Annotated in this window: 28 protein-coding genes; 4 read left to right on the plus strand and 24 right to left on the minus strand. The window is 60.6% G+C overall.

What is annotated here, in order from left to right; translation table 11 throughout:
* Nucleotides 1-66: 66 nt before the first annotated feature.
* From dnaJ to G463_RS0108955, 11 genes are all read right to left on the minus strand, one after another.
* Complete coding sequence (gene dnaJ, locus G463_RS0108905; protein WP_026974891.1) at nucleotides 67-1,197, minus strand: molecular chaperone DnaJ; 1,131 nt, start codon at nucleotides 1,195-1,197, stop codon at nucleotides 67-69.
* 204 nt (nucleotides 1,198-1,401) lie between these two features.
* Entirely contained in the window at nucleotides 1,402-3,234 is a 1,833-nt protein-coding gene (gene dnaK, locus G463_RS0108910; protein ID WP_026974892.1) for a molecular chaperone DnaK, read from the minus strand.
* Nucleotides 3,235-3,295: 61 nt separating this feature from the next.
* On the minus strand, nucleotides 3,296-3,922 hold the full coding sequence (gene grpE, locus G463_RS0108915; RefSeq protein WP_051322120.1) for a nucleotide exchange factor GrpE: 627 nt from the start codon (nucleotides 3,920-3,922) through the stop codon (nucleotides 3,296-3,298).
* A gap of 38 nt (nucleotides 3,923-3,960) precedes the next feature.
* Nucleotides 3,961-5,010 (minus strand): heat-inducible transcriptional repressor HrcA, encoded by a 1,050-nt coding sequence (hrcA, locus tag G463_RS0108920; protein ID WP_026974894.1) that lies wholly within the window; start codon nucleotides 5,008-5,010, stop codon nucleotides 3,961-3,963.
* Between the two features lie 168 nt (nucleotides 5,011-5,178).
* A complete protein-coding gene (gene hemW, locus G463_RS0108925) occupies nucleotides 5,179-6,369 on the minus strand; it encodes a radical SAM family heme chaperone HemW (protein ID WP_051322132.1) in 1,191 nt (396 codons plus the stop codon).
* Between the two features lie 5 nt (nucleotides 6,370-6,374).
* Nucleotides 6,375-8,183, minus strand: coding sequence for a translation elongation factor 4 (lepA, locus tag G463_RS0108930; protein WP_026974896.1), 1,809 nt, complete (start codon nucleotides 8,181-8,183; stop codon nucleotides 6,375-6,377).
* A gap of 30 nt (nucleotides 8,184-8,213) precedes the next feature.
* A complete protein-coding gene (locus G463_RS0108935; protein ID WP_026974897.1) occupies nucleotides 8,214-8,567 on the minus strand; it encodes an EamA family transporter in 354 nt (117 codons plus the stop codon).
* Nucleotides 8,564-9,484, minus strand: a complete 921-nt coding sequence (locus tag G463_RS0108940) for a glycosyltransferase family 2 protein (protein ID WP_026974898.1) — start codon at nucleotides 9,482-9,484, stop codon at nucleotides 8,564-8,566. Before G463_RS0108940 ends, G463_RS0108935 begins: the two co-directional genes overlap by 4 nt.
* A gap of 98 nt (nucleotides 9,485-9,582) precedes the next feature.
* The gene (locus G463_RS19580; protein ID WP_169725456.1) at nucleotides 9,583-10,824 is read right to left on the minus strand and encodes a glycosyltransferase family 39 protein; all 1,242 of its coding nucleotides are present in this window, start codon (nucleotides 10,822-10,824) and stop codon (nucleotides 9,583-9,585) included.
* Nucleotides 10,825-10,912: 88 nt separating this feature from the next.
* Entirely contained in the window at nucleotides 10,913-11,560 is a 648-nt protein-coding gene (locus G463_RS0108950; protein WP_026974899.1) for a cation efflux transmembrane domain-containing protein, read from the minus strand.
* Nucleotides 11,557-12,054 (minus strand): hypothetical protein, encoded by a 498-nt coding sequence (locus G463_RS0108955; protein ID WP_026974900.1) that lies wholly within the window; start codon nucleotides 12,052-12,054, stop codon nucleotides 11,557-11,559. The genes G463_RS0108950 and G463_RS0108955 overlap by 4 nt, the downstream gene beginning before the upstream one ends.
* Before the next feature lie 201 nt (nucleotides 12,055-12,255).
* Between G463_RS0108955 and G463_RS19585 the strand changes: the two genes are divergently transcribed.
* Both G463_RS19585 and G463_RS19590 read left to right on the plus strand, forming a co-directional pair.
* Nucleotides 12,256-13,032: a lytic transglycosylase domain-containing protein gene (locus G463_RS19585; protein ID WP_051322122.1), complete on the plus strand. Its 777-nt coding sequence runs from the start codon at nucleotides 12,256-12,258 to the stop codon at nucleotides 13,030-13,032.
* Nucleotides 13,033-13,054: 22 nt separating this feature from the next.
* Complete coding sequence (locus tag G463_RS19590; RefSeq protein ID WP_051322123.1) at nucleotides 13,055-14,371, plus strand: ArnT family glycosyltransferase; 1,317 nt, start codon at nucleotides 13,055-13,057, stop codon at nucleotides 14,369-14,371.
* Between the two features lie 58 nt (nucleotides 14,372-14,429).
* Here G463_RS19590 and gpr read toward each other — a convergent pair whose 3' ends face one another.
* A complete protein-coding gene (gene gpr, locus G463_RS19595; protein ID WP_084171452.1) occupies nucleotides 14,430-15,458 on the minus strand; it encodes a GPR endopeptidase in 1,029 nt (342 codons plus the stop codon).
* A 166-nt stretch (nucleotides 15,459-15,624) separates the two neighbouring features.
* On the opposite strand from gpr, the gene rpsT reads away from it, so the two are divergent.
* Complete coding sequence (rpsT, locus tag G463_RS0108975) at nucleotides 15,625-15,897, plus strand: 30S ribosomal protein S20 (protein WP_026974902.1); 273 nt, start codon at nucleotides 15,625-15,627, stop codon at nucleotides 15,895-15,897.
* Between the two features lie 83 nt (nucleotides 15,898-15,980).
* Here rpsT and G463_RS19600 read toward each other — a convergent pair whose 3' ends face one another.
* The 6 genes from G463_RS19600 to G463_RS21710 all read right to left on the minus strand — a co-directional run bounded on the left by G463_RS19600 (nucleotide 15,981) and on the right by G463_RS21710 (nucleotide 22,405).
* Nucleotides 15,981-16,355, minus strand: a complete 375-nt coding sequence (locus G463_RS19600; RefSeq protein ID WP_051322124.1) for an alpha/beta-type small acid-soluble spore protein — start codon at nucleotides 16,353-16,355, stop codon at nucleotides 15,981-15,983.
* A gap of 22 nt (nucleotides 16,356-16,377) precedes the next feature.
* Nucleotides 16,378-17,418 carry a DNA polymerase III subunit delta gene (gene holA / locus G463_RS0108985; RefSeq protein ID WP_026974903.1) on the minus strand — a complete coding sequence of 347 codons (1,041 nt, stop codon included), beginning with the start codon at nucleotides 17,416-17,418 and terminating at the stop codon, nucleotides 16,378-16,380.
* An 86-nt stretch (nucleotides 17,419-17,504) separates the two neighbouring features.
* Nucleotides 17,505-18,683: an NAD(P)/FAD-dependent oxidoreductase gene (locus G463_RS19605; protein WP_035486465.1), complete on the minus strand. Its 1,179-nt coding sequence runs from the start codon at nucleotides 18,681-18,683 to the stop codon at nucleotides 17,505-17,507.
* Between the two features lie 153 nt (nucleotides 18,684-18,836).
* Nucleotides 18,837-20,366 (minus strand): ComEC/Rec2 family competence protein, encoded by a 1,530-nt coding sequence (locus tag G463_RS0108995; RefSeq protein ID WP_026974904.1) that lies wholly within the window; start codon nucleotides 20,364-20,366, stop codon nucleotides 18,837-18,839.
* On the minus strand, nucleotides 20,363-21,469 hold the full coding sequence (locus tag G463_RS19610; protein ID WP_245575784.1) for a transglutaminase domain-containing protein: 1,107 nt from the start codon (nucleotides 21,467-21,469) through the stop codon (nucleotides 20,363-20,365). The genes G463_RS0108995 and G463_RS19610 overlap by 4 nt, the downstream gene beginning before the upstream one ends.
* A gap of 147 nt (nucleotides 21,470-21,616) precedes the next feature.
* Nucleotides 21,617-22,405, minus strand: a complete 789-nt coding sequence (locus tag G463_RS21710) for a ComEA family DNA-binding protein (protein WP_051322126.1) — start codon at nucleotides 22,403-22,405, stop codon at nucleotides 21,617-21,619.
* Nucleotides 22,406-22,589: 184 nt separating this feature from the next.
* On the opposite strand from G463_RS21710, the gene mntR reads away from it, so the two are divergent.
* Nucleotides 22,590-23,021: a transcriptional regulator MntR gene (mntR, locus tag G463_RS0109010; protein ID WP_026974905.1), complete on the plus strand. Its 432-nt coding sequence runs from the start codon at nucleotides 22,590-22,592 to the stop codon at nucleotides 23,019-23,021.
* A 9-nt stretch (nucleotides 23,022-23,030) separates the two neighbouring features.
* Here mntR and G463_RS19620 read toward each other — a convergent pair whose 3' ends face one another.
* The 6 genes from G463_RS19620 to aroE all read right to left on the minus strand — a co-directional run bounded on the left by G463_RS19620 (nucleotide 23,031) and on the right by aroE (nucleotide 26,651).
* The gene (locus tag G463_RS19620) at nucleotides 23,031-23,768 is read right to left on the minus strand and encodes a class I SAM-dependent DNA methyltransferase (RefSeq protein WP_051322127.1); all 738 of its coding nucleotides are present in this window, start codon (nucleotides 23,766-23,768) and stop codon (nucleotides 23,031-23,033) included.
* A complete protein-coding gene (gene rsfS, locus G463_RS0109020) occupies nucleotides 23,765-24,130 on the minus strand; it encodes a ribosome silencing factor (RefSeq protein WP_026974906.1) in 366 nt (121 codons plus the stop codon). Before rsfS ends, G463_RS19620 begins: the two co-directional genes overlap by 4 nt.
* A gap of 84 nt (nucleotides 24,131-24,214) precedes the next feature.
* Nucleotides 24,215-24,808 (minus strand): bis(5'-nucleosyl)-tetraphosphatase (symmetrical) YqeK, encoded by a 594-nt coding sequence (gene yqeK / locus G463_RS0109025; RefSeq protein ID WP_245575778.1) that lies wholly within the window; start codon nucleotides 24,806-24,808, stop codon nucleotides 24,215-24,217.
* Between the two features lie 29 nt (nucleotides 24,809-24,837).
* Nucleotides 24,838-25,467: a nicotinate (nicotinamide) nucleotide adenylyltransferase gene (gene nadD, locus G463_RS19625; protein WP_245575785.1), complete on the minus strand. Its 630-nt coding sequence runs from the start codon at nucleotides 25,465-25,467 to the stop codon at nucleotides 24,838-24,840.
* On the minus strand, nucleotides 25,467-25,760 hold the full coding sequence (yhbY, locus tag G463_RS0109035) for a ribosome assembly RNA-binding protein YhbY (RefSeq protein WP_026974908.1): 294 nt from the start codon (nucleotides 25,758-25,760) through the stop codon (nucleotides 25,467-25,469). Before yhbY ends, nadD begins: the two co-directional genes overlap by 1 nt.
* 45 nt (nucleotides 25,761-25,805) lie before the next feature.
* Complete coding sequence (gene aroE / locus G463_RS0109040; protein ID WP_026974909.1) at nucleotides 25,806-26,651, minus strand: shikimate dehydrogenase; 846 nt, start codon at nucleotides 26,649-26,651, stop codon at nucleotides 25,806-25,808.
* Nucleotides 26,652-26,664 lie beyond the last annotated feature (13 nt).

Genomic DNA, 26,664 nt, shown 5'->3' on the forward strand with positions numbered 1-26,664 from the left:
CCTCATATTTCGAAAGCGGCCCACGCGGGCCGCTTTCGCTTCGTTCTTGTGGCCAGTCGCCACCCATCAGTCGTCACCCAAGATGGCACTCTTCATCCGTTCAATAAATGTTTTCGCCTGTTCCTGTGGCGCCTCGCCCAATTCCTTGCCGAGTTCCCGAAACAGTTCCTTCTGTCGATCCGTCAGGTGCGTGGGTGTGATGACGTGGACCCGCACGTGCTGATCCCCTCGCTGATTGGTTCCCAGCCGCACAATGCCTTTGCCCTTGAGCCGGAACGATGTCCCCGTCTGCGTTCCTTCTGGGATCCGCAGTTTCACAGGACCGTCGAGGGTGGGCACTTCCACCTCATCACCCAGTGCCGCCTGCACAAAGGTGAGCGGATAGTCTACATAGACGTTTGTTCCGTCACGCGTGAACGTGTCGTCGGGCCGAACGTGGATGACAATGTGCAGGTCGCCCGGCTGACCGCCGTTTGGACTGGCCTCTCCGGCGCCGGGAATCCGCAAACGCGTCCCCGTATCCACACCCGCAGGCACGCGCACACTCACCGTCCGCCGCACGCGGCGTCGCCCCTGACCGTGGCAATCCGGGCAGGGTGTCCCTATCTGCACGCCCCGGCCGCGACACGCGGAACACACTTTTCGATTGACCATGCGGCCAAACGGCGTGTTCACCACCGTCTGCTGTTCGCCGGTACCGTGACAGACCGGACACTTTTCCACTTTGGTTCCAGGTTTGGCTCCGGAACCTTCACAGGTGGAACAGGTTTCCGTCCGCGGAATCTGGATCTGCTGCTCCACGCCAAACGCCGCGTCGCGGAACGAAATTTCCAATTCATATTCGAGGTCATGGCCCCGCTGCGGTCCGCGCTGTCCCCGTCCGCCGAAAAACATATCGAAGATGTCGCCAAAACCGCCAAAGTCCCCGAATCCTTCGAACCCGGCGCCGCCGCCCATGCCGCCCATGCCCTGAGACGGATCGGCATGACCAAACTGGTCGTAGTTCGCCCGCTTGCTGCTATCCGACAGCACTTCGTAGGCCTCTGTGACTTCCTTGAATTTTTCGGCCGCGTCGGGGTCGTTCTTATTGACGTCCGGGTGATATTTCCGCGCCAACTTCCGGTAAGCCTTCTTTATCTCATCCGGGCTCGCCGAGCGACTGACACCAAGAACCTCATAGTAGTCGCGCTTGCTCACAGGATGTGACCCCCTCCTACCCGTCCAACCGATTGTAGCACAGACCTTCACTTCCCCGTACATGCGCAGGCGTGGCAGGGACTGCTCCCTGCCACGCGTACTCAGTTGCGGTCACAGCATCGCGCCGCGTGATTCGCTTGGCTGGCGCCCACGCGCCGGCTGAAGTGGGGCGTCTGCCACATGTGGCTGCCCCGACCAGGCCCATTATTTCTTGTCGTCATCCACCACTTTGTAGTCCGCGTCCACCACGTTTTCGTCCGCCTTACCGGCATCCGCAGCGCCGGTTTGTCCGGCTTGACCGGCTTGCGCCTGCTCATACAGTTTGGTGGTCAACTTGTGCACCACTTCCGTCAGCGCCTGCGAAGCAGTCTTGACGGCTTCCATATCCGTACCGGCCAGTGCGTCGCGCAGCGCCTTCTGCTTGTCTTCCGCTTCCTTCTTGAGGTCCGCGTCCACCTTGTCGCCGAGGTCCTTCAAGGTCTTCTCGGTCTGGTACAGCAGCTGATCCGCCTGGTTGCGCACTTCAATCTCTTCGCGGCGCTTCCGGTCTTCTTCCGCGTGCAACTCCGCTTCCTTCATCATGCGGTCAATCTCTTCCTTGGACAGACCGCTGGAGGCGGTGATGGTGATGCGCTGGCTCTTGCCGGTGCCGAGATCCTTGGCGGACACATTGACAATCCCGTTGGCATCGATGTCAAATGTGACCTCAATTTGCGGAACGCCGCGCGGTGCCGGCGGGATGTCGCTCAGGGTAAAGCGACCCAACGTCTTGTTGTCGCGCGCCATCTCGCGTTCACCCTGGAGCACGTGAATCTCCACGGACGTCTGGTTGTCTGCCGCCGTCGAGAAGATCTGGCTCTTCGACGTCGGAATGGTGGTGTTTCGTTCAATCAAACGCGTGAACACCCCGCCCAGTGTCTCAATCCCGAGCGACAGCGGCGTGACGTCCAGCAACACGACGTCCTTGACCTCGCCCGTCAGCACGCCGGCCTGAATCGCCGCCCCAATGGCCACCACTTCGTCCGGGTTGACACCTTTGGAGGGCTCTTTGCCTATCAGCCGTTTGATGGCTTCCTGAACGGCGGGAATTCGCGTGGAACCGCCGACGAGAATGACCCGGTCAATGTCGTTCACGGTCAATCCCGCATCCTGCAGCGCCTGGCGCGTCGGCCCCAAGGTCGCTTCGACCAAATCGGCGGTCATTTCTTCAAACTTCGCCCGAGTCAGGTTCACTTCGAGATGCTTCGGCCCGGTTGCGTCCGCCGAGATGAACGGCAGCGAAATGGTGGTCGTCAGCGTCGAAGACAGTTCCTTCTTCGCCTTTTCTGCCGCATCTTTCAAGCGCTGCACAGCCATTTTGTCATTGCGCAGATCAATGCCGGTGTCGCGCCGGAACGTCTCCACCAAGTAATCAATGATTTTCTGGTCGAAATCGTCACCACCCAGGTGGTTGTTCCCGCTGGTCGCCTTGACTTCGAACACGCCATCGCCGAGTTCGAGAATCGAGACGTCGAAGGTCCCGCCACCCAGGTCGTAGACGAGAATGGTCTGTTCGCCCTCTTTGTCCAAGCCGTACGCCAAGGCCGCCGCCGTCGGTTCGTTGACAATCCGCAGCACTTCCAGGCCGGCGATTTTCCCAGCGTCCTTCGTGGCCTGCCGCTGGCTGTCGCTGAAATACGCGGGTACGGTAATGACCGCCTGCGTCACCGGTTCACCGAGGAACGCCTCCGCGTCCGCCTTCAGCTTGCGCAGGATCATTGCGGAAATCTCCTGCGGCGTGTACGCCTGTCCGTCCACGTGAACCTTGTGATCCGTGCCCATGTGTCGCTTGATGGAAATGATGGTCCTGTCCGGATTGGTGATGGCCTGGCGCTTGGCCACGTCCCCAATCAGCCGCTCACCGTCCTTGCTGAATGCCACCACGGACGGCGTGGTCCGACCGCCTTCGGCGTTCGGGATGACAACGGCTTCTCCGCCCTCCATCACGGCGACGCAGGAGTTCGTTGTACCCAAGTCAATCCCAATTACTTTTCCCATATGTATCTCCCTCCACGTTCTTCGGATCTGCATGCTTCGCCCGTCTCGGCGACTCCAGCGTTCACACGGTCACCTTCACCATCGCCGGACGCAGCACCTTTCCGTTCAACATGTAGCCTTTCTGCAATTCCTCAACCACCGTGCCCGGTGTTTGTCCTTCCTCCGCGGGCGCCTGCATGACGGCTTCGTGCAAGGTGGGGTCAAACGACGCCCCGACCGTGTTCATCGCCTGTACACCGTGCTTTTCCAGCACACTAACCAGTTGGCGGTACACCATTTCGATGCCCTTGCGCAATTCGGCCACCGCCTCGTCTTCAGGCACGGATGCGAGCGCACGTTCGAGGTTATCCACAACCCCCAGCACGTCGGAGACCACTGCCTTGGTGGCGAACCGCTGCAGGTCTTCCTTTTCCTGCCGCGTGCGCCGCCGGAAATTGTCAAAATCTGCGTGCACCCGCAGCAGCTGCCCCTTCACTTCCTCGAGCTCCCGCTCCAAGGCCGACACCGCCGCTTCGGGCGCATCGCCATCTCCACCTTCGGCGGCTTCCGTGTCAGCCGCCGACGCCTCCAGCGTGGATTTGGCCGAGGTCTCCCCCGACGCGTCCGCAGCGGGTGTCTCTTCCGCCTGCGCGTCCACGGACTGCTCCTCCGCCTGCTTGGTTTCGTTCACGTCATGGTCTGCGGTCACAATTGGTTGCCTCCTCTGTCACTGCGTCCACGGCCATTTCACCAGCTGCCGCCGGACAGCCGTTCCGTAATCACGTTGGACAACGCACTCGCCACGTAGTCCAGGATGTGCATCACCCTGCGGTAGTTCATGCGGGTCGGTCCAATGACGCCGATGTTGCCCACTGGCACGCCACCGATGGAATAGGTTGCCGAAACCACCGAGCAATCCCGCAGCGGCTCCACCTCATTCTCCTGGCCAATGCGGACTTGCAGTTTGCTCCCAGCCACTGGAAGGGCGTGCTCCGCAGTGTACCAGTCCGCCTGTTCCAGCCATTCCAGCAGCGGCCGAACCTTGTCCACATCGCGAAACTCCGGCTGAGTCAGCATGTTCGCTGCACCGCCGACATACACCTTCCCCGGATTGCGATCCGTGACGGTGGCCAGCTCATCCAGCACCGCAATGGCGTCCTCGAAGTATTCCAACGTGTTCGCCATCTCGGTTGCCACCTCGCGATACAGGTGCGAGCGCAGATTTGCCAACGGCGTACCTTGCAGTTTGCTGTTCAGCAGGTTGACCATGCGCGCCACGGCGTCCGACGAAATATCCTCGGACAGATGCACCTGCCGATTCTCCACGTGACCGGCGTCCGTGACCAAAATCGCCACCGCCGTCCCGTGGGAAAGTGGAATCAGTTGAATGTGTTTGATCTTTTCCTGGTGAATCTTCGGACCGAGCACCAGCGTCGTATACTGTGTTAACTGCGAAATCACCGTCGTTGTCTGCTGAATCACGCGTTCCACTTCGCTCATCTGTTCCTGGAACAGCGCGCGCAGGGCCACGATGGTCTCCGGATCGACCTCACTGTCGGTGGCCAGGTGATCTACGTAGAACCGATATCCTTTTTGCGACGGGATGCGTCCTGCCGATGTATGCGGTTGATCCAGATAGCCCAAGTCCTCCAAATCGGCCATTTCGTTGCGGATGGTCGCAGGACTGATTTGGAAGCCACGATGCTTGGAGAGCGTACGTGAGCCGACTGGTTCCGCGTATCTGACGTAGTCCTCGACAATCGCGGCGAGGATCATTTTCTGCCTTTGCGTCAACATGTGGCAACCCTCCCGTCGTGCAACGCACCCAATGTCCTGCACATCGCCGGATTCTCCAAAATTCAGCGGGTTCATAACACACCCTGTTTCACGCGCGACCGCTTGTTAGCACTCCAACACTTCGAGTGCTAAGATACACCAAGAACATAGCAACATCGCGGCAAAAAGTCAATCTGCAAGCGCCCCGATAAATGCTTCAAACACCAGGTTCGCCACAGGCCACGCCCGATCCGTTAACACCAGTCGTTCGCCGCGCCATTCCACCAGTTGCTTGGCCGCCAAGTCCGCAACCTCCGCGCCAAACACATCGTTCAGGTCAACGCCGTGGCGTTGCGCAAACCGGCGTCTGTCCACGCCTTCCGCCAAGCGCAGGCCGAGCATCATGGTATTCTCCATGGATTCCGCCACCGACACGGAGTGCCGCGCCGTGACCGGGCGCACACCTGCGCTCACGTGGCGGGCGTACTCCGTCAGCGAGTGCGTGTTTTCGTAGCGCTCGCCACCCACGTAGCCGTGCGCCCCCACACCGACGGCCAGGTACGGTTCGTTGTGCCAGTACACCAGGTTGTGGGCCGCTTCGTGTCCGTGGACCGCGAAGTTGCTCACCTCGTACCGCTTCAATCCCCGCTCCGACAGCGCGGACTGGATGGCATCATACATCTCCGCTTCCGCGTCCTCGCCGGGCAGCGGTAGAGCGCCCTTCGCCTGCCAATCGGCGAACGGCGTCCCGGTTTCCACCTTCAGCCAATAAGCGGACACGTGACAAATGTCGAGCGCAGCCAACGCGTCCACCGCTTCCTGCACATCCGCGAGCGTTTGCTCCGGCAGTCCGAACATCAAATCCACGTTGATCCGCTCAAACCCTGCCTGCTTCGCCAGGCGCACACTCTCCCGCACTGTATCGGCGTCGTGCAGTCGGCCGATGGCGAGCAGCAAGCGGTCGTTGAACGATTGCGCACCGAAGCTGATGCGATTCACGCCCGCTTCCCGCAGAACGGCCAATTTCTCCGCCTGCACACTGCCCGGATTCGCCTCGACCGTGATTTCGGCGTCCGGAGATACGGGAAACGCCTGGCGCAGTCCGGTCATCAGCCGACGCCACTGCGCCGAAGACAGGACGGTCGGGGTACCGCCGCCGAAGAAGATGGTCTTCAAAGGATTGGCGGCCATCGGAGCCAGCAACGCGAACTCCTGCAGCAGATGATCCACATAGGCGTTGATCACCTGCGCCGGTGCGACGTACGTGGTGAAGTCGCAATAGAAACACCGACTTTTACAAAATGGAATATGCACATACAACGACGTTGGCGATACGCTATGCAGGACATCTCTCGCGTTGTCCAATTCCGGTCGCTGCATCATGCTCACTCCATCTTCAGGACGGCCATGAATGCTTCCTGGGGAACTTCCACACTCCCGACCTGTTTCATCCGCTTCTTGCCTTCCTTTTGCTTCTCCAACAACTTGCGTTTGCGCGTGATGTCGCCGCCGTAGCACTTGGCCAGAACATTTTTGCGCATCGCTCGAATCGTCTCCCGCGCAATTACCCGATTTCCAATGGCGGCTTGAATGGGGACCTCAAACATCTGCCTTGGAATGAGTTCTTTCAGCTTTTCACACAGCACGCGCCCGCGTTGGTACGCTTTGTCTCGGTGCACGATGAACGACAACGCGTCCACCACCTCACCGTTGAGGAGAATGTCCATCTTCACCAAATTCGATGGCTGGTACCCGATGAGCTCATAGTCGAACGAGGCATAGCCGCGCGTGGACGACTTCAGGCGATCGAAGAAGTCGTACACAATCTCGGACAGCGGCACCTCGTATGTCACCGTCACGCGCGTCTCATCGAGGTACTGCATGTTTTTGAACAGGCCGCGCTTCTCTTGGCACAACTCCATCACGGCGCCGACGAAGTCGGACGGAACGATGATGGAGGCTTTCACGTACGGTTCTTCCACACGCTCAATCCGGTCGGCGGACGGCATCTCGCTCGGATTGTCAATCTCCAGTCGCTCGCCGTTGGTGAGGTACACGTGATACACCACGCTCGGGGCCGTGGTGATGAGCGTCAGGTTGTACTCCCGCTCCAGCCGCTCCTGCACAATTTCCATGTGCAGCAAGCCGAGGAAGCCGCAGCGGAAGCCGAATCCGAGCGCGCTCGACGTCTCCGGTTCAAACGTCAGCGCCGCATCGTTGAGTTCGAGCTTTTCCAGCGCCTCCCGCAGATCCTGATAGTCGCTGCTATCGACCGGGTACAACCCGCAGAACACCATCGGATTGATCTTCCGATACCCGGGCAACGGTTCCGAAGCGGGCCGCTCGGCACTGGTCACCGTATCGCCCACGCGCGTGTCCCGCACATTCTTGATGCTGGCCGCAAAATAGCCCACCTCGCCGGCGGACAGCTGCTCCACCGGACGCATGTCCGGCGTGAATACGCCCACCTCCACCACTTCGAACTCCGCTTTCGTCGCCATCATGCGGATCTTCATGCCGGGGCGAATTTCGCCATTGACCACCCGAATGTAGACGATGACCCCGCGGTACGGATCGTAGTGAGAATCGAACACGAGCGCCTGCAGCGGCGCCGCTGCATCGCCCTGCGGCGGCGGCACCTTCTGCACAATCTGTTCGAGGATTTCCTCAATGCCGATGCCGGCTTTGGCCGAAGCGAGAACGGCGTCGCTCGCATCCAAGCCAATGATGTCTTCAATTTCCTGCTTGACCCGTTCCGGTTCGGCACTCGGCAAGTCAATCTTGTTGATGACCGGGAGGATCTCGAGGTCATTGTCAAGCGCCAGATACACATTCGCCAGCGTCTGCGCCTCAATCCCCTGTGCCGCGTCCACAACCAGCAAAGCGCCTTCGCACGCCGCCAGACTCCGCGACACCTCATACGTGAAGTCCACGTGCCCCGGCGTATCAATTAGATTCAATTCGTACTCGACGCCGTCCTTCGCGGTATAGTACAGGCGCACCGCCTGCAGTTTGATGGTGATACCGCGCTCCCGCTCCAGATCCATCTTGTCGAGCAGTTGATCCTGCATCTCCCGCTCCGACACCGTCCCGGTGAATTCGAGAATGCGGTCCGCCAGCGTCGATTTTCCATGATCAATATGGGCGATGATTGAAAAGTTCCGAATCCGCTCCTGTCGCGTCTGTTGGTGCACGAACATCCTCCTCCATGCAACGCCCGGTGGTCACTTGACCACGAATCCCACGCCAACCAAGATAATCAGCACGCCCATCCAGCGCATCAACGACACGTGTTCGCGGAACACCGCAATGGCCACGATGACCGCCACCACGTACGTCAAAGCCTGCAATGGATACACCAGACTGAGCGGCAGCTTCGACAACAGGTACACCGAGATCACGGTCGCCACCACGTACAGCAGAATGCCGCCGATGATCCATGGCGAGAACATGGCCATGAGCAGATCTGCCACGCCGTGCACGGCCCCGTGTCGACCGATGCCTATTTTCCACAGCGTCTGTCCCGTCACCAACAGACAGACGTTCACCAACAGCAACAATCCACTGACCCAATTCATACGTTTTCCACCCGGTTCAACAGCACCTGAAAGGTTTCCTTGTGCTGCTTGGCAATGGTGTCCAGAATGAATCCGCAAGTCAGCGACATCATCGAGAGCATCACCAATCCGACCGCCAACACGGCCGACGGCAGCTTGGTGATGTAGTGCGTCGCCAGATATTCCCCAATCACGGGCAGCCCCACCACGAGCCCTAGCAGCAGGAAGATCAGCGCAAAGAAGCTGAAGAACGACAGCGGCCGATAGTCTTTGAAAATGCGGAACACGGTCCGCAGCACCCGCAGTCCGTCGCTGATGGTGTTCAGCTTCGAATAGCTGCCTTCTGGCCGGTCGCGGTAGTCAATGGGAACTTCCACAATGGTCAATTTCTTATCGAGCGCATGGAGCGTCATCTCCGTCTCAATCTCAAACCCTTCGCTGGTCACCGGCATGGTTTTGACGAAGCGGCGATTGAACACTCTGTAACCCGTCATAATATCCCGCAAGTCAGACTTGAACAGGCGGTTGATGAGTCCCTTCACCAAATGGTTGCCCATGTTGTGAAACGGGCGTTTGTTCTCCTTTTCATAAGATCCGTTGGAGTGCCGGTCCCCAATCGCCATGTCGGCCTCTCCGGCCATCACGGGGGCGAGGAGGTCATGCACGAATTCGGCGGGGTAGGTGTCGTCTCCGTCAATCATCACGTAATAATCGGCATCGATATCCCGAAACATGGAGCGCACCACATTGCCCTTGCCCTGCCGCCGCTCAAATCTCACCACGGCGCCCGCCTGACGTGCCAGTTCCGCGGTATTGTCCCGCGAGTTGTTGTCATACACATAAATGGTCGCGTCGGGCAACTGCGCCCGAAAATCAGAAACGACCTTCTGAATGGTCATTGCTTCATTGTAACAAGGAATCAATACTGCAATTCTCACGCAACGCGCGCCTCCAGCATTCGACATTTCGTTCACAAGCATAGCATAAGCGGTTTGCCGTGCAAACCGCCATCCACCATCCCTCGGACGGTCCCATATCAGTCCAAGAGAGCCCGTTTGTACGCCAACACCTGCGACAATTGCTGCAAGAGCAGCCCCACCCCCACAAAAATCCCCGGCATGACCGGCAACACATAGCGCGGGAGCGGAATGAAAGGTAATTGCAGACCGACCAATACGACGAGCAGCACCGCGAACCAACGTGCTCCAACCCGGCGCACGGCAGCCCACGCCAGCCCTATCACGCCGAGGCACACCCACAGCCCGTGCAGGTGCACCCACCACAGCAACGCCCCCGACTCTCCGTACCAGGGGGAACTGAACATCAGCCAGAGCTTGTCGATGGTGTACCACTTCAAATAGCCGAGCGGATGGTCGTGGAAACCCTGCTCAATATTGCGGATGGCCTGGGCTTCCTGCTGTTGGGCCGTGAATCCGGAGGTCGGCGTGGGGTAATGCGCCCAACTGGGCACGCTGCCGAACAGAAGCGGATTGCCGGCGTCGTCACTGGTCAAAATCAGGCGGTGCAACGTGACCAAGTTGCGGATCCACCATGGAACCAGACACAGCACAAGCGCACCGAGCGCTGCGCCAAAATGCCGGATGGCGTCCATCCAACGCCACCGTCCCACGCGTACCTGCAGGACCATGTACAGCGCCAATCCGGCCATCACCGGCAACGGCGTTGGCCGCACCAAGACGCTCAATCCCAGCAGCAAACCGCTGACGGCCCACCGCCACATCGTGGGCCGTTCCACCGCGCGCCATACCGCCAGCACAAAGCACCAGAACAACAGGATGTACAACGTCTCGGTCAGCACCATGGTGGATGCCACCACCTGCGGCAAATAGAGCGTCCAGACCAATGTCGCGATGCCCGCGAAGAGCGGCCTGCAGAGTCGACGCGCCACCCGATACAAAACGAGACTGGTGCATACGGATATGACACACTGGACGAGAACGGTAAAGCGCAGGCCCGGAAGGCCATACTCGCCGTACCTCGGATACACGTGTCCCGCGAACCATTTGCACAGTGCCACGAACAGCGGATATCCGGGCATCACCTGCGCAGCTGGCGCGGTCGACCAGTAAGTTAGCACGTGTTTTTGCAAGAGTAGATTGGCCGCATGATTGTAATACACCATGTCACCGGTCAAAGGGACGTAGGGGCTGCGCCGATACACCCACATCTGGGCTGCACAGGCCACCACCACCACCGCCAACAACCACCAGAAATCTGGCCGCCGCGCGACCCATCGTGGCATGAGACGTTGTATCATCCGTCGGTCTCTCCCATCGTGCACATCAAGCATGAATCCATCCGCTAGTGTACCGACACCGACTGGGAAAGACAAGCATGGCGGAGACCTAGTGCACGTGAGCCTCGCCCGTGTACGCAACTGTCACCGATTCCAAGCCTTCGCGCAACACGAAGTACACAATGCCGAGCGCGGCCACCGCATCCATCCACCACCAGCCGAACAGCCACTGTGCAGCCAAGCTCACAAACAGAATCCACGACATGTATGCGCAGGTCATGCTGCAGGCCGCATCGGCCAACAGCGCATGGCTGTGGAGCGCCGTACCGAGCCGGCGCTTCCACCGTGCCAGCCAGGGGGTGAGCAGACTCGACGCGGCCGCCACAGCGCTGCCCGCCGGACTCATCACTACTTCTGCACCACTGGCCAATTGACGGCCGGACTCCCATGAGATGTACGCGGCCAGCAGCAGCAGCGCGAAACCGCAGACGGCGGCCGCCACACGTTCAACGGCCGCCGCGACCTGGTCGCGGCCTCGCACCACTTCCGTCACTAGGCGAACCAGCAGCACAGCGCCCGAGACCCACTCCACCCCGCTGTCCAAACTGAACACGGAAAGTGCCAAACTCCCTGCAATCCATGCGGCCGCACCCCCGACAGCGACTTCCACCATAATCCAGGCCAGCGACAGCACCTCCGCGACCACCGCCTGTCTGAGCGCGCCCTCCCGCGACAACACCGCAGCCCGGCTGTTCACGGCTGGCCACTCCCCTCCGCCGTCCCAGGCAACTGTTCTACGAACAGGGTCTGCAGAACCCCGGCCAGCACTTGTCCAAACGACTGCTGCACCTGGTCTCCCAGCAATACGCCTCCTTCATCCAACGCGTGCTGAACCGGACTGTACATTCTGTCCATCCGCTCGTTCAGCACATCGATGGCCGAAGCGGCCGTTGCGACGGATGCTCCTCCCAGTCCGCCCCCGCCCCCTTGGTCCCCTCCCGACGCCGCTGCCCCGCCGGCCAGCCCGCCCGTACCCTCGCTTCCCATCAACACGGACGTGGTCCGACCCGTCGTCGACGCATCTGAGTGCTGCACGCTCACGGGCACGGAGCCCGTCCATCCGGAGAGCGCGCGCATGGCCTCCGCGAACATGGAAAATGCCGCCGAACAGCCGCCAATCATCAAGGCGATAAACAGCGCCGCGGCCGCCCCGGTTTTCGCTCGTCGAGCCCACTCGGACATCGCAGTCATTCCCACCATCTCCCGATTATCGTGCTCTGGTTTCGAGAGATGTATATGTGCAAACGTCCGAACTTATCACCCCGGTTCATAGCGTCGCACATCTTTGCTAGACTTGAACGCGGAATTTTCCGCCCGTTGGCAGGAATTTGCCTCGTGCAGCGAGAATGGTGTGGTAGATCAAGATAGAATGAAGAAAGGTGGATGTCTGCCATGGCAGAGATGCCACTCGTATCCGGCGTTCTCGGCGGCATTCCGAGTGCGTCCACACCAACCCAGGTGCCATTGACAGCCAGCGGTCAGAGTTCTGACGCGACCGCCGAGGCCTCATTTGATACATGGTTGCAGTCGGCCATCGCACAATGGCTTTTGGAGGTAGAGAGTTCGCTCCCCGTCCCGGGCGCGACCGATTCGCTTTCTGATATGGACAATAACCTGCTCGGGTCGGCGGATAGTGGGGAAACGGGTGGGCTTGCGAATCTGTCCACACTCGAGATTTTGCAATCCCTCGCCGCGCTGTCATCGGCCACGAGCATGCAGACGTCGGCAGCGGAGGCATCCGGTTTCCCGGCAGCGGCGAAGGATTCCTCCGACGCGGCGACTTCTTCGGCCATTGAATCGGCCATCCAGACGGCCTCGGACCGCTACGGAATCCCCACTTCCATCATCCGCAGCGTGATTGAGCAGGAGTCTGGCATGAACCCAACCGCGACAAGCCCCGCAGGGGCCATCGGATTGATGCAATTGATGCCGGACACCGCCGCTGCCCTTGGGGTGAATCCCTGGGATCCGGCGCAGAATATCGACGGCGGAACGCGCTATTTGGCTCAGTTGCTGTCGCAGTTCCACGGCGATATGCGCTCGGCGCTGGCTGCGTACAACGCGGGTCCCGGTGCCGTACAGGCGTATGGAGGGGTTCCGCCCTATCCGGAAACACAAAACTACGTGCAGCAGGTCCTCAGCCGTGCCAACGCACTGGCCGACGTCTGATGCGGCCGCAAGGAGGGACCGAATGAAACCATCTCGAAAATCCAGCCCCTCCTTCCACGGATGGGGCTTTCATCTGTCTGGAACCCATCTGCTCGCCGTCGCAATTGTCCTCGTCGCATGCGCTGTGCGGGCACTCACGCTCTGGCACTACGGCTTGGGACTGTCCCTGCACAGCGACGACACAGGCTACACGGACAGTGCCATTCGCCTGCTTGAGACGGGCATGCTCACATACCATGAGCCAAATCTGCCCACTGTGCACATGATGCCCGGCATCTCTCTGTTGTTGGCCGCCGTGTTCGCGTGCTTCGGATGGCACGCCGTTGGGCTCTACGCAGCCAAGAGTGTCATGATTCTGGTGGGCTCGGCAGGCGTATGCGCAGCGTATCTGCTGGGCCGAGAGATCTGGGGGCCGTGGGCTGGCCTTGTCGGCGCTGGACTGTCCGCCATCTATCCGTCTCTGGTGTTGACCGACACGCTGCTGTTGACGGAACCTCCGTTTGAAGCCAGCTTTCTATTTTTGCTTTTCTTTTCGGTTCGCCATGCGCGAACCCGCAGCTGGTCGGCGTTTTGGGGCATGGTGGCAAGCTACCTGGTGGCGTTGATGTTTCGCCCCACCGTGGCCCTGTTTCCCATCGTGATTCTCCTCTATCATGGAGTGAAACGGGTGCCGCTGCGAATGCTGGCGACCCGCGCGGCGCTGTTCGGAATGATTGTCGTGGTCGTCCTCTCTCCCTGGTGGATTCGCAACGGTTTGGACTTTCACCGGTTCATTCCTTTAACGGAAGGCTCGGGCGATCCGCTCCTGCTCGGAACATACCAGGGGCACGGGTTCCCGCAACGTCCGACGTACGATGAGGTCATTCACCAGTTGAAGGTCGAGCACCCGGACTGGAACTCTCACACGCTTCCCATCTACGAAGAAGCGGTTGCAAAGGAACGGCTGTCCGAATGGTGGAGGACGAATCCCACGTCGCTGCTGGTGAGCTATCTCTGGCAAAAACCCATCCGCCTCTGGCAGGACACATTCTATTGGATCACCATTTGGAAAATCCCAAAATCCCTTCTGCAGACCTGGCAACCGCGACTGCTGATTGGCGGGCTGGCGGGCCTGCTCGGAGGGCTTATCGTCGGGATATCCAGACGTTGGGAACTGGGCTTTATCCTCGCCACTTTGGCGTACTACACCGTGCTGTACAGCATCTACTTTGCGTTTGGCCGCTACAGCGAGCCGTTGTTGCCCATTGTCTTCGTCGGCGTGGGCATCGCGCTGAGCTGGGCTGGTTCTGCCTTGGCCTTTCTGCTGCGCCTTCGCCGGACCAAGCTCCGATGGGATTGAGGCCGTCCACCTCGCCGCAGTGCCAATCGACCGTACGTGGCCCGCGACCGGTGTGTGGTCAGTGGGCCACGGGCGGATCGGCCTCCGCCATGGCGGGATGCAGCGCGAGGTTCAGGCCCCGGGCAATCACATCCGCCACATCGTCCACGAAGTCGTCCACCTCTTTGGGCGTGACCATCAAGTTGTTTCCCATTGGCTCCAGCACTTCTCGAATCATCTGCCATTTTTCACGGCCGTTGAACTGGTCGAACAACGGTGTGGCCGTGTTGTTCGGCACAGAGCGGCGAAGCGTATCCAACACCAGTTCCATGGCGTCATTGGCAATGGTGGCTGCATCCACCACGGTCGGAACGCCGATGGCGTACACCTGGCAGCCCAGCGTCTCCTCGTCCAGTGCCTGGCGCTTGTTGCCAATGCCGGAACCCGGTGAAATGCCTGTGTCCGCAATCTGAATGGTGGAATTCACACGGGACAGTGAGAGCGACGCGAGCGCGTCGATGGCAATCACCACGTCCGGTTTCACGTGTTCGACCACGCCTTTGACCACTTCGCTGGTCTCAATACCGGTCACGCCGAGCACACCGGGCGCAATCGCCGCCACGGTCCGGTACCCCTGCTGCTTGAGCTGGGGCATGAACCCGAACAGGTGCCTCGTGACGAACAACCGCTCCACGACCTTCGGCCCCAGAGCGTCCGGCGTGACATTGGCATTGCCGAGGCCAACAATCAGAATCTTGGCGTGTTTGCGCAGCCGGAACAACCGGCCAAACTCCACCTCCAGTTGATCCACCACCCGGTCCTGCAGCGCCGGGTTCTTGTGCCTGAGGCCCGGAATGTCCAACGTGATGTAGCTCCCTCGCTTCTTGCCAATCGCCTGCTCACCCGCTTCGCTCGTCACCTTCACGCGCGAAATGGTGATGTCCTCCAGTTCCTCATGTTCCTCCGTCACCCCTGGGACGGACGGCTGCCTGCGCTTGGCCAGCGCATGCGCCTCCAGTGCCAGGTCGGTGCGCGGACTGTACCCTGTGCCCGCCCACCCGTCGTCCGTCGGCCGGTTTGGATATCGTGCCTGCCAGTGATTTCGCATTGCGTATCCTCCAAACTGTTTCGAACACTCGCAGTGTCCATGGATTCTGGAAATAGCCTGCGCGGAAGCGCGAACACTATACCTGAAACGTATTGCAGTCCTGAGCCCACCTGTGATACACTCTCTTTTGTCTGTAATTGCTGGGGATGTTCGAGGAGGTGAGACTGTGCCAAACATTAAGTCCGCAGAGAAGCGGGTTCGTGTGAGCGCCAAGCGCACGTTGCGCAACGCGTCGCTGAAGTCGGCACTGCGAACCACGCTCAAGAAATTTGAAACCACATTGGCGCAGAACGATCTGGAACAGGCGCGCGTCGCGCTCAGCATCGCGACCCGTGCGTTGGATAAAGCGGCGACGAAGGGCATCATTCACCGGAATGCGGCCAGCCGCAAGAAGTCCCGCCTGACCAAGCGGTTCAACAAGATTGCAGCCAACCAGTGAGCATTTCAGAACACCGGCGTTTTGCAATCCGCGTGACAAAAAACGACCCGTTGCGGGTCGTTTTTTGTGTTCCCAAAACCGGGTCATCGAATCCGGCGAGGTGATTCATCCTGCGCAGGCGCTGACGGATTCGCCAATTCCTGCTCCGCCAGCGCAATCAGGCGCTGAATCATGGACCCGCCGAGCACACCGCCGATTTTACCGGCATCCCGCGCACGCAGGTTTCCGTTATCACCAGCATGGAACGGGATGCCCGCCGCCTTGGCAACCTGTGCCGCCGGGGATGATGCGGCGCGCTCGCGGGAAGGCGTTTGCAGCGCCGAGTTCCCATCCGGTCGCGCAGCGCGCGGCAGCGTTCGCGGTTCAACTTGGACAACCTCTGTCGCCACGCGCTGTTTCAAGTCATCCAGTGCACTTTCGGCTCCGGGTACCAATGGCGTTCGTCTGCGACGCCCCATGCGCATCCCCCCCCCCCCGCCATTAACGTGCCCGAACCGCGCGTTCGGAAACCGTCTCAGCCGTGCACGCCATGACCACCATATCCAGGGTGTGTTCGGGTGTACGCCGCCCGGATTTTACGGCAAATTCCGCATCCGCGAGAATGGTGAGCAGCCGTTCCAGCCGTCCTGTGGAAACGCCCTTCGCCTGTTCCGTCGCCACCTTGACCGCGTAAGGATGGGCGCCGGCCTTGGCCGCAATCTGCTGCTGGCTGTAACCGCGGCCCTGCAACACTTTCGCGTACCACATCAAGCGCAGTTGCCTCGCAATCAACGCGTACAGAGCAAACGAGTCGTAGCCGGCCCTCTGAACGTCCGCCAGAACGCCGAACGCCCTCGCCGCATCGCCTTTGACCACACTGTCAATCCACCCAAATACATTGTCCTCCACCGGCGGGGTCACCAATGCACCGACATCCTCCATGCGGATCTCGGCACCGTCGGTGTACGCCGCCAACTTGTGCAGTTCCGGCACCGCCTGGGTCAGACTCTGCGTCCGTCGCCACACTTCCGCCAAAGCGCCCTTTGCAATCCCAATGCCATTCGAGGCGCAGTACGACTGCAGTCGCTTCAACGCGGAAGCATCCTTCGGCGGATTGCAATCCACCACAATGTGTTTGCGGGCCAGTTTGGACAACTTCTTGCGCTCATCCACTTTATCTCCGCGGACTGTGATGACCAGGGTCTTTCCCGGCACGGGGTCCTGCAGGTATTGCTCCAAGTCCGAGACGTCCACTTTGCCTCGCTGGGATGCCAGGAATGCCGTGCAATGGTCCAGGATCACCACCCCCGCGGCGGAGAACAACGACACCGTTTGACATGCCTGTACCGCCGCGGAACATCCCTGCTCCTCAAATCGATACTTGCTCACGTCCACGGGCATTCCGTTCGCCGCGGACAGCCTGGTCAACAGAGCGTCCGTGTACCAGCGCATGAGCACATCGTCCGTGCCGACCAATACGTGAACCGGTGCGTCGGCTCCTCCTTGGCCAAGCACCGCCATCGCTTCGTCCCAATCCTGCATCAAAAAACTCCTCCTGCCACCAGTATACCGTTTCGACTGGTGTCAAGAGGAGTGACTTGCAGATTATCCGTTCACTGCCGTCGCCGTCAGATGTGCACAATGTCCGTGGTCTTGTCTGCAGTCAACCGTGCACCGCCGAGCTGCCAGAGGTACTTCACCTTCGAACCCTCTTTGAACATTGCAGCCAGCACGCCACGGACGGGCAGACCGCCCACTTGACCAACGCCAACCTCGCGGCCGAGAGAAGCCAGCGTCCCCATGTTGTGGAAGTGGAACGGCTTCATCGGCTGCCCGTAGATGGCTGCGGACACATTGTCCGCGAGGACCGGCCCCATCTGCATCGCGGCCTGTGCGGTCGGCGGGATGGGCCGTCCATCCACTTCGAACCACGCGCAGTCGCCGCCAATGAAGACGTGCGGATCGTCCACGGATTGGAGGAATTCGTTCACCTTGGCGCGACCACGGCGATCCACCGTGAAGCCGGCCTTCTCCAACAACGGGTTGGCGCGAACACCGCCTGTCCACACGATGGTCCCCGCTTCGACCGCTTCTCCGCCTTCGAGATGGACGACGCCCGGATCCACCTTGACGAGCTTGGTGTTGGTCCGCAGACGCGCGCCGCGCTCGGTCAACGTCTTTGCGGCCACGTCCCGCAACGCTTCGGACACCATCGGCAGGATGGTGGGCATCGCCTCGATATTCTGCAGATCCACATCGTTGCGATCGATGCCGTATTTCAAGCACAGTTCCGGCAGCCAGTCGACCAATTCCCCGACCAATTCGATGCCGGTCAAGCCCGCGCCGCCAATCACGATGGTCAGATGCCGCTTGTCCCCGTCTTCCTTATACTTCTTAAATTCTTCCTCAATGTGATTGCGGATGTTGAGTGCAGAATTCACGTCCATGATGGAAAGGCTGTTCTCCGCCATCCCCGGAATTCCGAAGTACTCCGAAATCCAGCCCAGCGTGATGACCAGGTAGTCGTAGTCATACGATCCGTTCTTGCCCTGAACCTGCTTCTTCTCCCTGTCGATGCCCGTGATCTCGTCTTCGACAATGGTCGACGTCGGCTTCCGCAGCACATCGCGGATGGGCACGGTGTAATTCATCGCATCCCCGCGTCCGCCCGCGGCTTCGTGAAGCAATGTGGCCATGTAATGATACGGGTGTTTGTTCACCAGCGTGAACGGCTCAGAAATCTTCTCCAGCCCCACAGCCGTGGTCATTCCCGCATAGCCAGCCCCAAGAATGAGAATTTTGCTCATGGCTTCTCCCTCTTCCGTGAATTCCTTGGTGAAGCTGTGTCATGGTTGGGTGTACATACTTCTACCATGCACGAATCCCCGTATGTACATTCTGACAGAACTCACCAGCCCTTGGCCTCGACGGCCGATAGACGAATACCGTCGAATATTATATCACAACCTGACAGAACGCTTGGCAGGTCTTCGGGAGAAATGATGCCACCAATGCCATGCCCGCATCATCCACCGTCGTTCGCACGCGAGAAAGAGACACAGCCATGCGCCCCAAAACCAGATGGTGGCATGCATGTTCATCCTGGACCAAGGCAATCCGGCAATGCCGCGCACAATGCCGGTAAAGGCGACGAGCGTCTGATGGACGCCCCACCCCAGAGGACACAGCCAACCGACGCACACCCAGCCCAGTCGAACCGCACTGCACATCACCCAATACAGCGCCGCGGCGGGCAGAAGGACGGCCAGCAGCGGATCGGCGCACACGTTGGCAAGGACGGCGTACGGAGTATATTGCTGAAAAACCCCCACCACCAATGGCTGCAGCCACAATTCCACGCGCAGCGTCGTCAATGCCAACTGCCACACGTGCGTGCCAAGCGTTCTCCAAAAACGGGTGTCGTGACGCGGTCGGTGCGACGTTTGCATCGCTCTCTCCACCGCCGCAGTCGCCAACCAAGACAGCGCCGCTCCGACTGTGCACAGGGTCCTTGGCTGAATCGAAGCGAGGGCCACCGCTGACCAGAACAATCCGGCCCACGGCGCGGTGTTCCGCCCGAGTGCACGCGCGGTCCAACGATGGGTGGTCATCATCGCTGCGCGTATCATGGACACTTGAAACAGACAGGCTGCCGCATACAGCCAGGCGAAACCCATCTGCACGATGGCAAAAGCGCCTTCCGACCACCGCAGGCGTCGCCACCAAGGCGCCACACACCACAGCAGGCAGCGTTCCAGAATCAGCAGGTTGGCCCCGCTGGCGGCGAGCACGTGCAACAGGCCCGCCGACAGAAATGCCTGCTGCCATTGCGCGGCGAGGGCGTTGTCGTCCCCGAACACAAGGCTTTGCAACAATCGGACGTCGTCTGTTGTCAACGGCCCTTGCACTTGCCAGACGCCGCGTTCAAACTGTTGCAGTCGTTGGCTCCAGTCCAGGGGCTGAGCCGCCACGGGGGTGGCGCGGCCCAACACTTCCATGCGGCTTGTCGCAGACGCATTGTTGGTGGAGGACCACAGCGTGAGCGTCCCGGCAACCTGGACGGCATCCCCCACGGCGAGGTGCTCACGACTGGACACCCGGATCCAGACACGGCCCTGCCCGCGAATGATTGGCCTGTCCTCCGTCTGCGCTGTCACTTCGACCTCGCAAGTCGTGATACGCCCACCTGGGTACACGCGGACAATGGTGCCGATTCCGGTCACGCGATGTCCGAGTGCGTCTTCGAGTGTATGTACCGCGCCGCCGCGCCAGCTGCCGAACAGCAACCCTAACAGCACCAACCCCAGGGTGACCAACCGCGTGCTGCGATAGAAGACGCCTGCCCCGGCCGCCACCCATCCAGCACCGAGCATCGTCCACACCGCCACGGGTGTGGACAGCCGCAAGGGCCCCTCGGTTCGCAGCAGGAATCCCGCCACGACCGACAGGCTCCAAATACAGGCGAGAGCCCGCACCGTGCGGGCCCTCATGCATTTTCCGTCCCCTCAATCCGAATTCGTTGCTGCACGATGTGCGTTGCCGCAAACCCGGGTGGATTGAACCAGGCATCCTGCTCAGCGCCCCAGGTGGTATCAATGTTCAACCACTGCGCATGCTGGCGGTCCCAAACTCGGTTCCACGCGTGCGGTCCTGCTTCCACCGCGGTGCCGCCGATGCCTTCATCAATCTCCACGGTCAAACCGCTGGCATGCGCCAGGTCCGCATACAGCAGCGCGTAGTCCGCACACACTCCTTTGCCGGTGTGGAGCGTATCGAGCGGAGATTGGGCATCCCATTGATGAAGGTTGACATAGTCGTTGTACTTCTTCCAGTCGTACTGTACATGGTGGATTTCCCATTCGTAGAGCGCGTACGCTTTGGCTCGGTCCGTGGTCTGTCCGGCCGTGATCCGCTTCGACAATTGGGCAATTTCATTGGGTACGACCAGCATCCCCGTCTCCGATCCGGGGCCCGTAGGCACGGCGAACAGCGAGATGTTCTTGGCCAGAGGCGCCAGCGCATTCTCGGACAACACCGGCAGCGCCCTGCCCACCAAGGGTCTCAGCCACGGTTGAAACAGCGCGTCGCTCATCGTCTGGTAAGGCGCGGAACCACTGGCCAACCGCTGCAGCGATGGAATCGAGAATAACTGCAGCAAAACAAACACCACGGCCCCCACAGTCAACGCGGACAGCGCCCCGGCCGCCGTCCCGAGCAGCGCGCCGAACAGGCGACTGTTCCCCAGTCTCCGCGGGATGACTCGCATCATCCACGCCGGGAGCGGGCGTATCCAGGCCTTCAGGATGGTGGAAAGAATGAGATACAACAGAATCAGCAGGGTCAATTGAACCATACCCGGCGACTGGCGCCAGGTGGACAGCCACGGCGCCATCCACTGCGGCACCTGCGCCGCTGGGACGTGCAGCACCCAGCGCGCCAACCATTCGCTGCCCTGCCAAGCGATGGCCAGTGCCAACACCGCAGCCGCCAGATGGACGAGCTGCGCCGTCAGATACCCCGCTTCCGGAGCAAAGCGGCGCACGGCGCCGCGCCAGACCGACCACAGGATGAGTGCCAAGAACGCAACCGTCATTCCATTCACGGACAGTTCTCCTCCCTGATCACGAGATGCAAATCGCCGTATGCCCACCACGACTGCCACGGTGTGCGGCGGCGAACGGTCCGCGCCATAACCTGCGACCTGCGCCTTCGGTTTGTGTCGGTCGCCGCCGCGCCAGATTCAGGTAGGTTGCACCACCACGTAGGGCTGCAGCCGAGCCGCCGTCGCGGCTCCGATACCCGGCACCTGCAGCAGGTCCTCCAGTTGATGAAACGCCCCGTGCGCCTGCCGGTACCGCACAATCGCCGCCGCTTTGGCCGGACCAATGCCCGGGAGCGTCTCCAGCGTCTCCTCCGTGGCGGTGTTCAGGTCAATCTTTCCGCCGACAGGCCCATCCGTGCTCGCCGACGCTGGCACGGATGTCGACGCCGTCCCCGAATCAAGGGTGGTGTCCGGAGAATTTGCAGCGTCCCGATGATCCGTCGCCGCGTCGGCGGCGTTGGGAATCACCAACTCCCCGCCGTCGTCCAACACCGCCGCCTCGTTGACCAGTTCCGCGTCTTCCGCATGGCGGTAACCCCCGGCGGCAGACACCGCGTCCTTCACCCGGGCGTTGACCGTCAATCGATACACGCCGGGTCGCCGCACGTCACCATGCACGTCCACCAAGATCCCGTTGTCCGCCGGCGACGCGTTGGCTCCGGTCGTCTGGTTCGACACCGGGGCCGTTGGAGCCGTTCCTGAGCCGCCCTCCATCCAGTGTAAACCCATTCCCGCTGCGAACGCTGCCGCGGTCAGACAGAACACCGCCAACATGCCGCGCACACGGCCGGACCAGGAACGCTGGTCCAGCGGCTCACCCGTCCATTCGTAGGCGTGCTCCGGTGTCTCCGCTTCTTTCTCCGACCAGCCAGTCACCGCCGACGCCTCTGCGTTGACATCCTCCACTGCGGACGCAGCCTCGTTCATATATCGTCACCCCTCCCGCTTGGTACCACACTAATTCGGAGGCGGGCGGCCATCCCCTGTTTTCCCGACACTCCTTGATTGCATATCTTGTATCAGACCCGGAAAAATTCGGGCTGTTCGTCCCTGTGGCATTGTCAATGCGGATAAGGTAAGATGAAGGCAAGCAAATTCGGGGGTTGTTCGATTGTTAACACCAAGCATGGAAGACTATTTGGAAAAAATTTATGAGTTGATGAAGGAGAAGGGGTATGCTCGCGTGTCGGACATCGCCTCGTCTCTGGATGTGCAACCCTCGTCTGTGACGAAGATGCTTCAGAAACTGGACGAGAATCAGTATGTCACATACGAGAAATATCGGGGCATTGTGCTCACCGCACGTGGTCACAAACTCGGCAAGCTGATGAAGGAACGCCATCACATGCTGGAGGACTTTTTGCGCATGCTCGGCGTTCAGGAGGACATTATCCAGCGGGACGTGGAGGGAATTGAACACCACGTGAGTCCGGATACGTTGAGCTCACTGCAGGCCCTCGTTCTGTTTTTCGCGGAGCGGCCGGATTACCTCTCTCACTTTCAGACGTATCTGGCCAAGGTTCAGGAAGAAGCGGCTGACTAGCGTACCGCGTCACAGACCGGTACGCCGGCTCAACACGCAGACTCTGTCTGCGTGCGCCACCTCGTTCGCGCCGAAATCACCGACACATTCCACCACTTCAAACCCTTCGCGCTCCAGCACATCGCGCAGCTGCGGCCACGGTATGGCCCGCTGCCGGTGGATCTCCGTCGCACGTTCGTATCGGCGGCCGGAGACCTGCGTGAACAATTCCACTTCGTAAGTGATGATGCCCTCTTCATTGATGTCTGTATCGACCACCACCACCGCTTCTTCCCGGACATCGTGCCAACCGCCCGCCTGAAGCGCCGCCAGTCTCGCCGGACCGAGAATGTCGAAGCAGAACCAGCCGCCTGTCCGGAGCGCGCGAGCCACGCTTTGCACCGCAGCTTCCAGGTCGCCTTCATTCACAAGGTAGTTCAGCACATCGCACGAGGCGACCACCACATCGACCGGAGTCGGCAATCGCAGCGACTGCGCCGGCTGGCAGAGCCACTGCACGCGGACGTTCGCCGCCATCGCGGCAGCCGCAGCTTGGGACAACATGTCCTCCGAAATATCGATCCCGTAAATCTGACGGCAGTGAGGTGCCAACCGAACCGTGAGTTGTCCGGTTCCACACCCCACGTCCGCCACGTCCAGCTGCTTCAGATGACCAAACCGCTCGAGCAGCCACCGAGCCCATGTTTTCTGCGGCCCATCCTGCATGAACGCATCGTAGACCCCCGCCAGGATACGGTACGGTTTCAACGCGCTTCACGCGCCTCGTCGAACGGAATTTGCCGCGCGTCGCCCCACAGCCGTTCCAAGTGGTAAAACTCGCGCTCTTCCGGACGGAACACGTGCACAACCACGTCGCCGAAGTCCATGAGCACCCAGCGCCCCTCCTCGAGCCCCTCTGTCCCCTTGCAACGCATCCCCAGTTCTTCCAGCCGATCCCGCACCGCTCGCGCCACAGCCTCCAGCTGTGTGCTGGAGTTGGCCGAACAGATCACGAAGTAATCCGCCATCGGCGTCAATTCGTGGATATCCAATACCACAATGTCCTTCGCTTTCTTGTCCGCGGCCGCAGCAGCAGCCTGCAGTGCCAGTTGATCGGTTGTACGTTGCATTCGCTTTCCTCCAGTCATCTTTGATCTGAAGCCGAAAGGGCTCCTCCGTCGCCCGACGGAGATGAGGAACGGTGTACCCTACACCTAGCGCGCCTGGGGCGCCTGTGTCAAGCGTTCCCACAACTCGTTGCGCGCCATCACCGTCAATGGAAATATCGGTTGATGCGTCAGAATCAGATACTGCAGTGTATTGTCGAAGGAAGCCGCCACCGCCTGATCCAGGTCGGACTCCGCCAGTGTCCGAATGTGATCCACGCCGGGGTACACCCGCCCGCGTTCAATCCCATCCGCCAAGTACAGGATTTTCTCCAGCATGGACATGCCCGGGCGTCCGGTGGTGTGATACCGGATGGCGTTGAGCACGTCTTCATTGTCGATGCCGAACCAGCGCGCCGCGAAATGAGCCGCCACCGGGCCGTGCAGCAGCGCCGGAATGGAGGCAAAACCGCTCGGCAAATCAATTTCCTCGGCAATTTGGGTCAGACGCTCCAGCGGCCACTCCCGAGCCAAGTCGTGCATCCAGGCCGCGCAGCGCGCATCCGCCACATTGACGCCAAAACGCCGCGCCAACGCGTCCGCCATCTCCACCACGCCCACCACATGGTCATAGCGGGCTTCGGACATTTCCGCCCGAACTTTATCCATCCACAGCTGTTCGTCAAGTACCCGTTCATCCACAGCTTTCGTTCCCCCATCCAAACACGCCGTCACGCGCCGGGACTCGCTGTTCGTCCGCAGGTCCCCTCCCCCGCAGCGGTCGTGTATCGCCGCCACAGTTCCAACACCGCCTCAGGTACCCAGCCGCACGTGGGCAATCCGTGATTGAGTCGATCCCGCAAAAATGTCGAAGACACATCCGACAGCGGCATCTCCACCACGCGGACCTCCATGGCGGGCAGCTGCCGCTTGGCGTCGGACAACACGTCGGTCAGCGAATGTCCGGTGCGCGCGGCCACCAGAATGGTGGCCATATGCACCAACTCATCGGCCCGGTACCACCCCGGCAGCGTCGCCAAACTGTCCGCGCCAAGCAGAAACTGAAAGCGATAATCCGGGTACCGGCGTCGCAGGGCCCGCAGCGTATCCACAGTATACGAAGGCACCGGCAGTTCCCGTTCAATGTCACACACCGACATTCCCGGCATCCCCGCGATCAATGCTTCCACCATCTGTACTCGCAGCTCAAATGGTTCCTGCACCTGCTGTTTGTGGGGCGGCACCAGCGCCGGCAGGAACCAGACCGCATCGGCGCCAGTCTGCTCGAGCGCCAACTGCGACATCATCAAGTGACCGACATGCGGCGGATTGAACGTGCCGCCAAACAGAATGACGTTCATCACTGCGGCAGCACAATCTGTGGGTTCTCCGCCGATGGCCGGTACAGGACAATCGTGCGTCCTAACGACTGCACCCACTCCGCGCCCGTTTCTTCCACGAGAATTTCCGCCACTTCGTCGCGGGTCAGCGGACTCGTCTCGAGAACCGTAATTTTCAACAATTCATGCGCTTCCAGGTCCTGCTCCACCTGTTCCAGCACACCGGATGTGACTCCGCCTTTGCCAATCTGCATGGCCGCCGACAGGTGATGAGCCTGCGCGCGCAAATACCGCTTTTGTTTCCCGGTCAACACTATCCAACGCCCCGTTTCATTCGCCGCGCCACGTCGTGGCGCGGATTATCCCAATTGCAAAGCCGTGTACGCGGCCCGCTGCATCGCGTCCACCGGAGCGTCCATCCCCGTCCACCAGTGGAACGCGGCAGCGCCCTGCCCCACCAGCATCGGCAACCCGTCCTGAACGATGCAGCCCCGTTCTGCGGCCATGGCCAACAGCCGGGTGGGCGAGGGCCGGTAAATCAAATCCTGCACAAACTGGCCCGGATGCAGGCAGCCCGCATCCGCCAGGGGACACGCCGACACATTCGGAGACATGCCGATGGGGGTGGAATTCACCACCCACTCGGCCCGGTTCACGGCTTCATGCCGCTCCTCCCACGACGCCACGTCGGTATGCAGAGAATCTGCAAATTCTTTGGCCAGCGCCAGCGCCTGCTCTGGGTTTCTGGCGACCAGAAGCAACCGGGTCTCCGGGTGGTTCAGAGCGAGAGCGGTGACCACAGCTCGCGCCGCGCCACCTGCCCCAAGCAGGGTCACCTGCTTCGGCGGCACCTTCCCCACCATCGGCGCCACGGCTGACCACCAGCCGAGGACATCCGTATTATGTCCGGAAATGCCGCCGTCGCTCCGGAACGCAAGGCAGTTGACCGCCTTCGCCAACGTGGCCTCCGCCGTCGCATCCGTCGTCAACGCATACACACTCTGCTTGTGTGGAATCGTCACATTCACGCCCACCGCGCCCAGCGCCTGCAAGCCGCGAACCGCATCGGCGATGCGATCCGGATGCACCGCGAAAGGCAGGTAGACACCGTCCATCTCTGCAGCAGCGAAGGCCGCCATCATCATCGGCGGCGATACGCTGTGGCCCACAGGCCATCCAAGCAAACCGTACAGCGCGGTTGCCATCGCCGCTCCCTCC

The sequence above is a fragment of the Alicyclobacillus contaminans DSM 17975 genome, assembly GCF_000429525.1.
GTDB lineage: Bacteria > Bacillota > Bacilli > Alicyclobacillales > Alicyclobacillaceae > Alicyclobacillus_A > Alicyclobacillus_A contaminans.

Bases quoted from the DNA above. Each gene is read 5' to 3' on its own strand.
- dnaK (WP_026974892.1), bottom strand. From the start codon at position 3,234: ATGGGAAAAGTAATTGGGATTGACTTGGGTACAACGAACTCCTGCGTC.
- hrcA (WP_026974894.1), bottom strand. From the start codon at position 5,010: ATGTTGACGCAAAGGCAGAAAATGATCCTCGCCGCGATTGTCGAGGAC.
- hemW (WP_051322132.1), bottom strand. From the start codon at position 6,369: ATGCAGCGACCGGAATTGGACAACGCGAGAGATGTCCTGCATAGCGTA.
- G463_RS0108935 (WP_026974897.1), bottom strand. From the start codon at position 8,567: ATGAATTGGGTCAGTGGATTGTTGCTGTTGGTGAACGTCTGTCTGTTG.
- G463_RS19580 (WP_169725456.1), bottom strand. From the start codon at position 10,824: ATGATACAACGTCTCATGCCACGATGGGTCGCGCGGCGGCCAGATTTC.
- G463_RS0108955 (WP_026974900.1), bottom strand. From the start codon at position 12,054: ATGACTGCGATGTCCGAGTGGGCTCGACGAGCGAAAACCGGGGCGGCC.
- G463_RS19585 (WP_051322122.1), top strand. From the start codon at position 12,256: ATGGCAGAGATGCCACTCGTATCCGGCGTTCTCGGCGGCATTCCGAGT.
- G463_RS19590 (WP_051322123.1), top strand. From the start codon at position 13,055: ATGAAACCATCTCGAAAATCCAGCCCCTCCTTCCACGGATGGGGCTTT.
- gpr (WP_084171452.1), bottom strand. From the start codon at position 15,458: ATGCGAAATCACTGGCAGGCACGATATCCAAACCGGCCGACGGACGAC.
- G463_RS19600 (WP_051322124.1), bottom strand. From the start codon at position 16,355: ATGGGGCGTCGCAGACGAACGCCATTGGTACCCGGAGCCGAAAGTGCA.
- holA (WP_026974903.1), bottom strand. From the start codon at position 17,418: ATGCAGGATTGGGACGAAGCGATGGCGGTGCTTGGCCAAGGAGGAGCC.
- G463_RS19605 (WP_035486465.1), bottom strand. From the start codon at position 18,683: ATGAGCAAAATTCTCATTCTTGGGGCTGGCTATGCGGGAATGACCACG.
- G463_RS0108995 (WP_026974904.1), bottom strand. From the start codon at position 20,366: ATGAGGGCCCGCACGGTGCGGGCTCTCGCCTGTATTTGGAGCCTGTCG.
- G463_RS19610 (WP_245575784.1), bottom strand. From the start codon at position 21,469: ATGACGGTTGCGTTCTTGGCACTCATCCTGTGGTCGGTCTGGCGCGGC.
- G463_RS21710 (WP_051322126.1), bottom strand. From the start codon at position 22,405: ATGAACGAGGCTGCGTCCGCAGTGGAGGATGTCAACGCAGAGGCGTCG.
- rsfS (WP_026974906.1), bottom strand. From the start codon at position 24,130: ATGCAACGTACAACCGATCAACTGGCACTGCAGGCTGCTGCTGCGGCC.
- nadD (WP_245575785.1), bottom strand. From the start codon at position 25,467: ATGAACGTCATTCTGTTTGGCGGCACGTTCAATCCGCCGCATGTCGGT.
- aroE (WP_026974909.1), bottom strand. From the start codon at position 26,651: ATGGCAACCGCGCTGTACGGTTTGCTTGGATGGCCTGTGGGCCACAGC.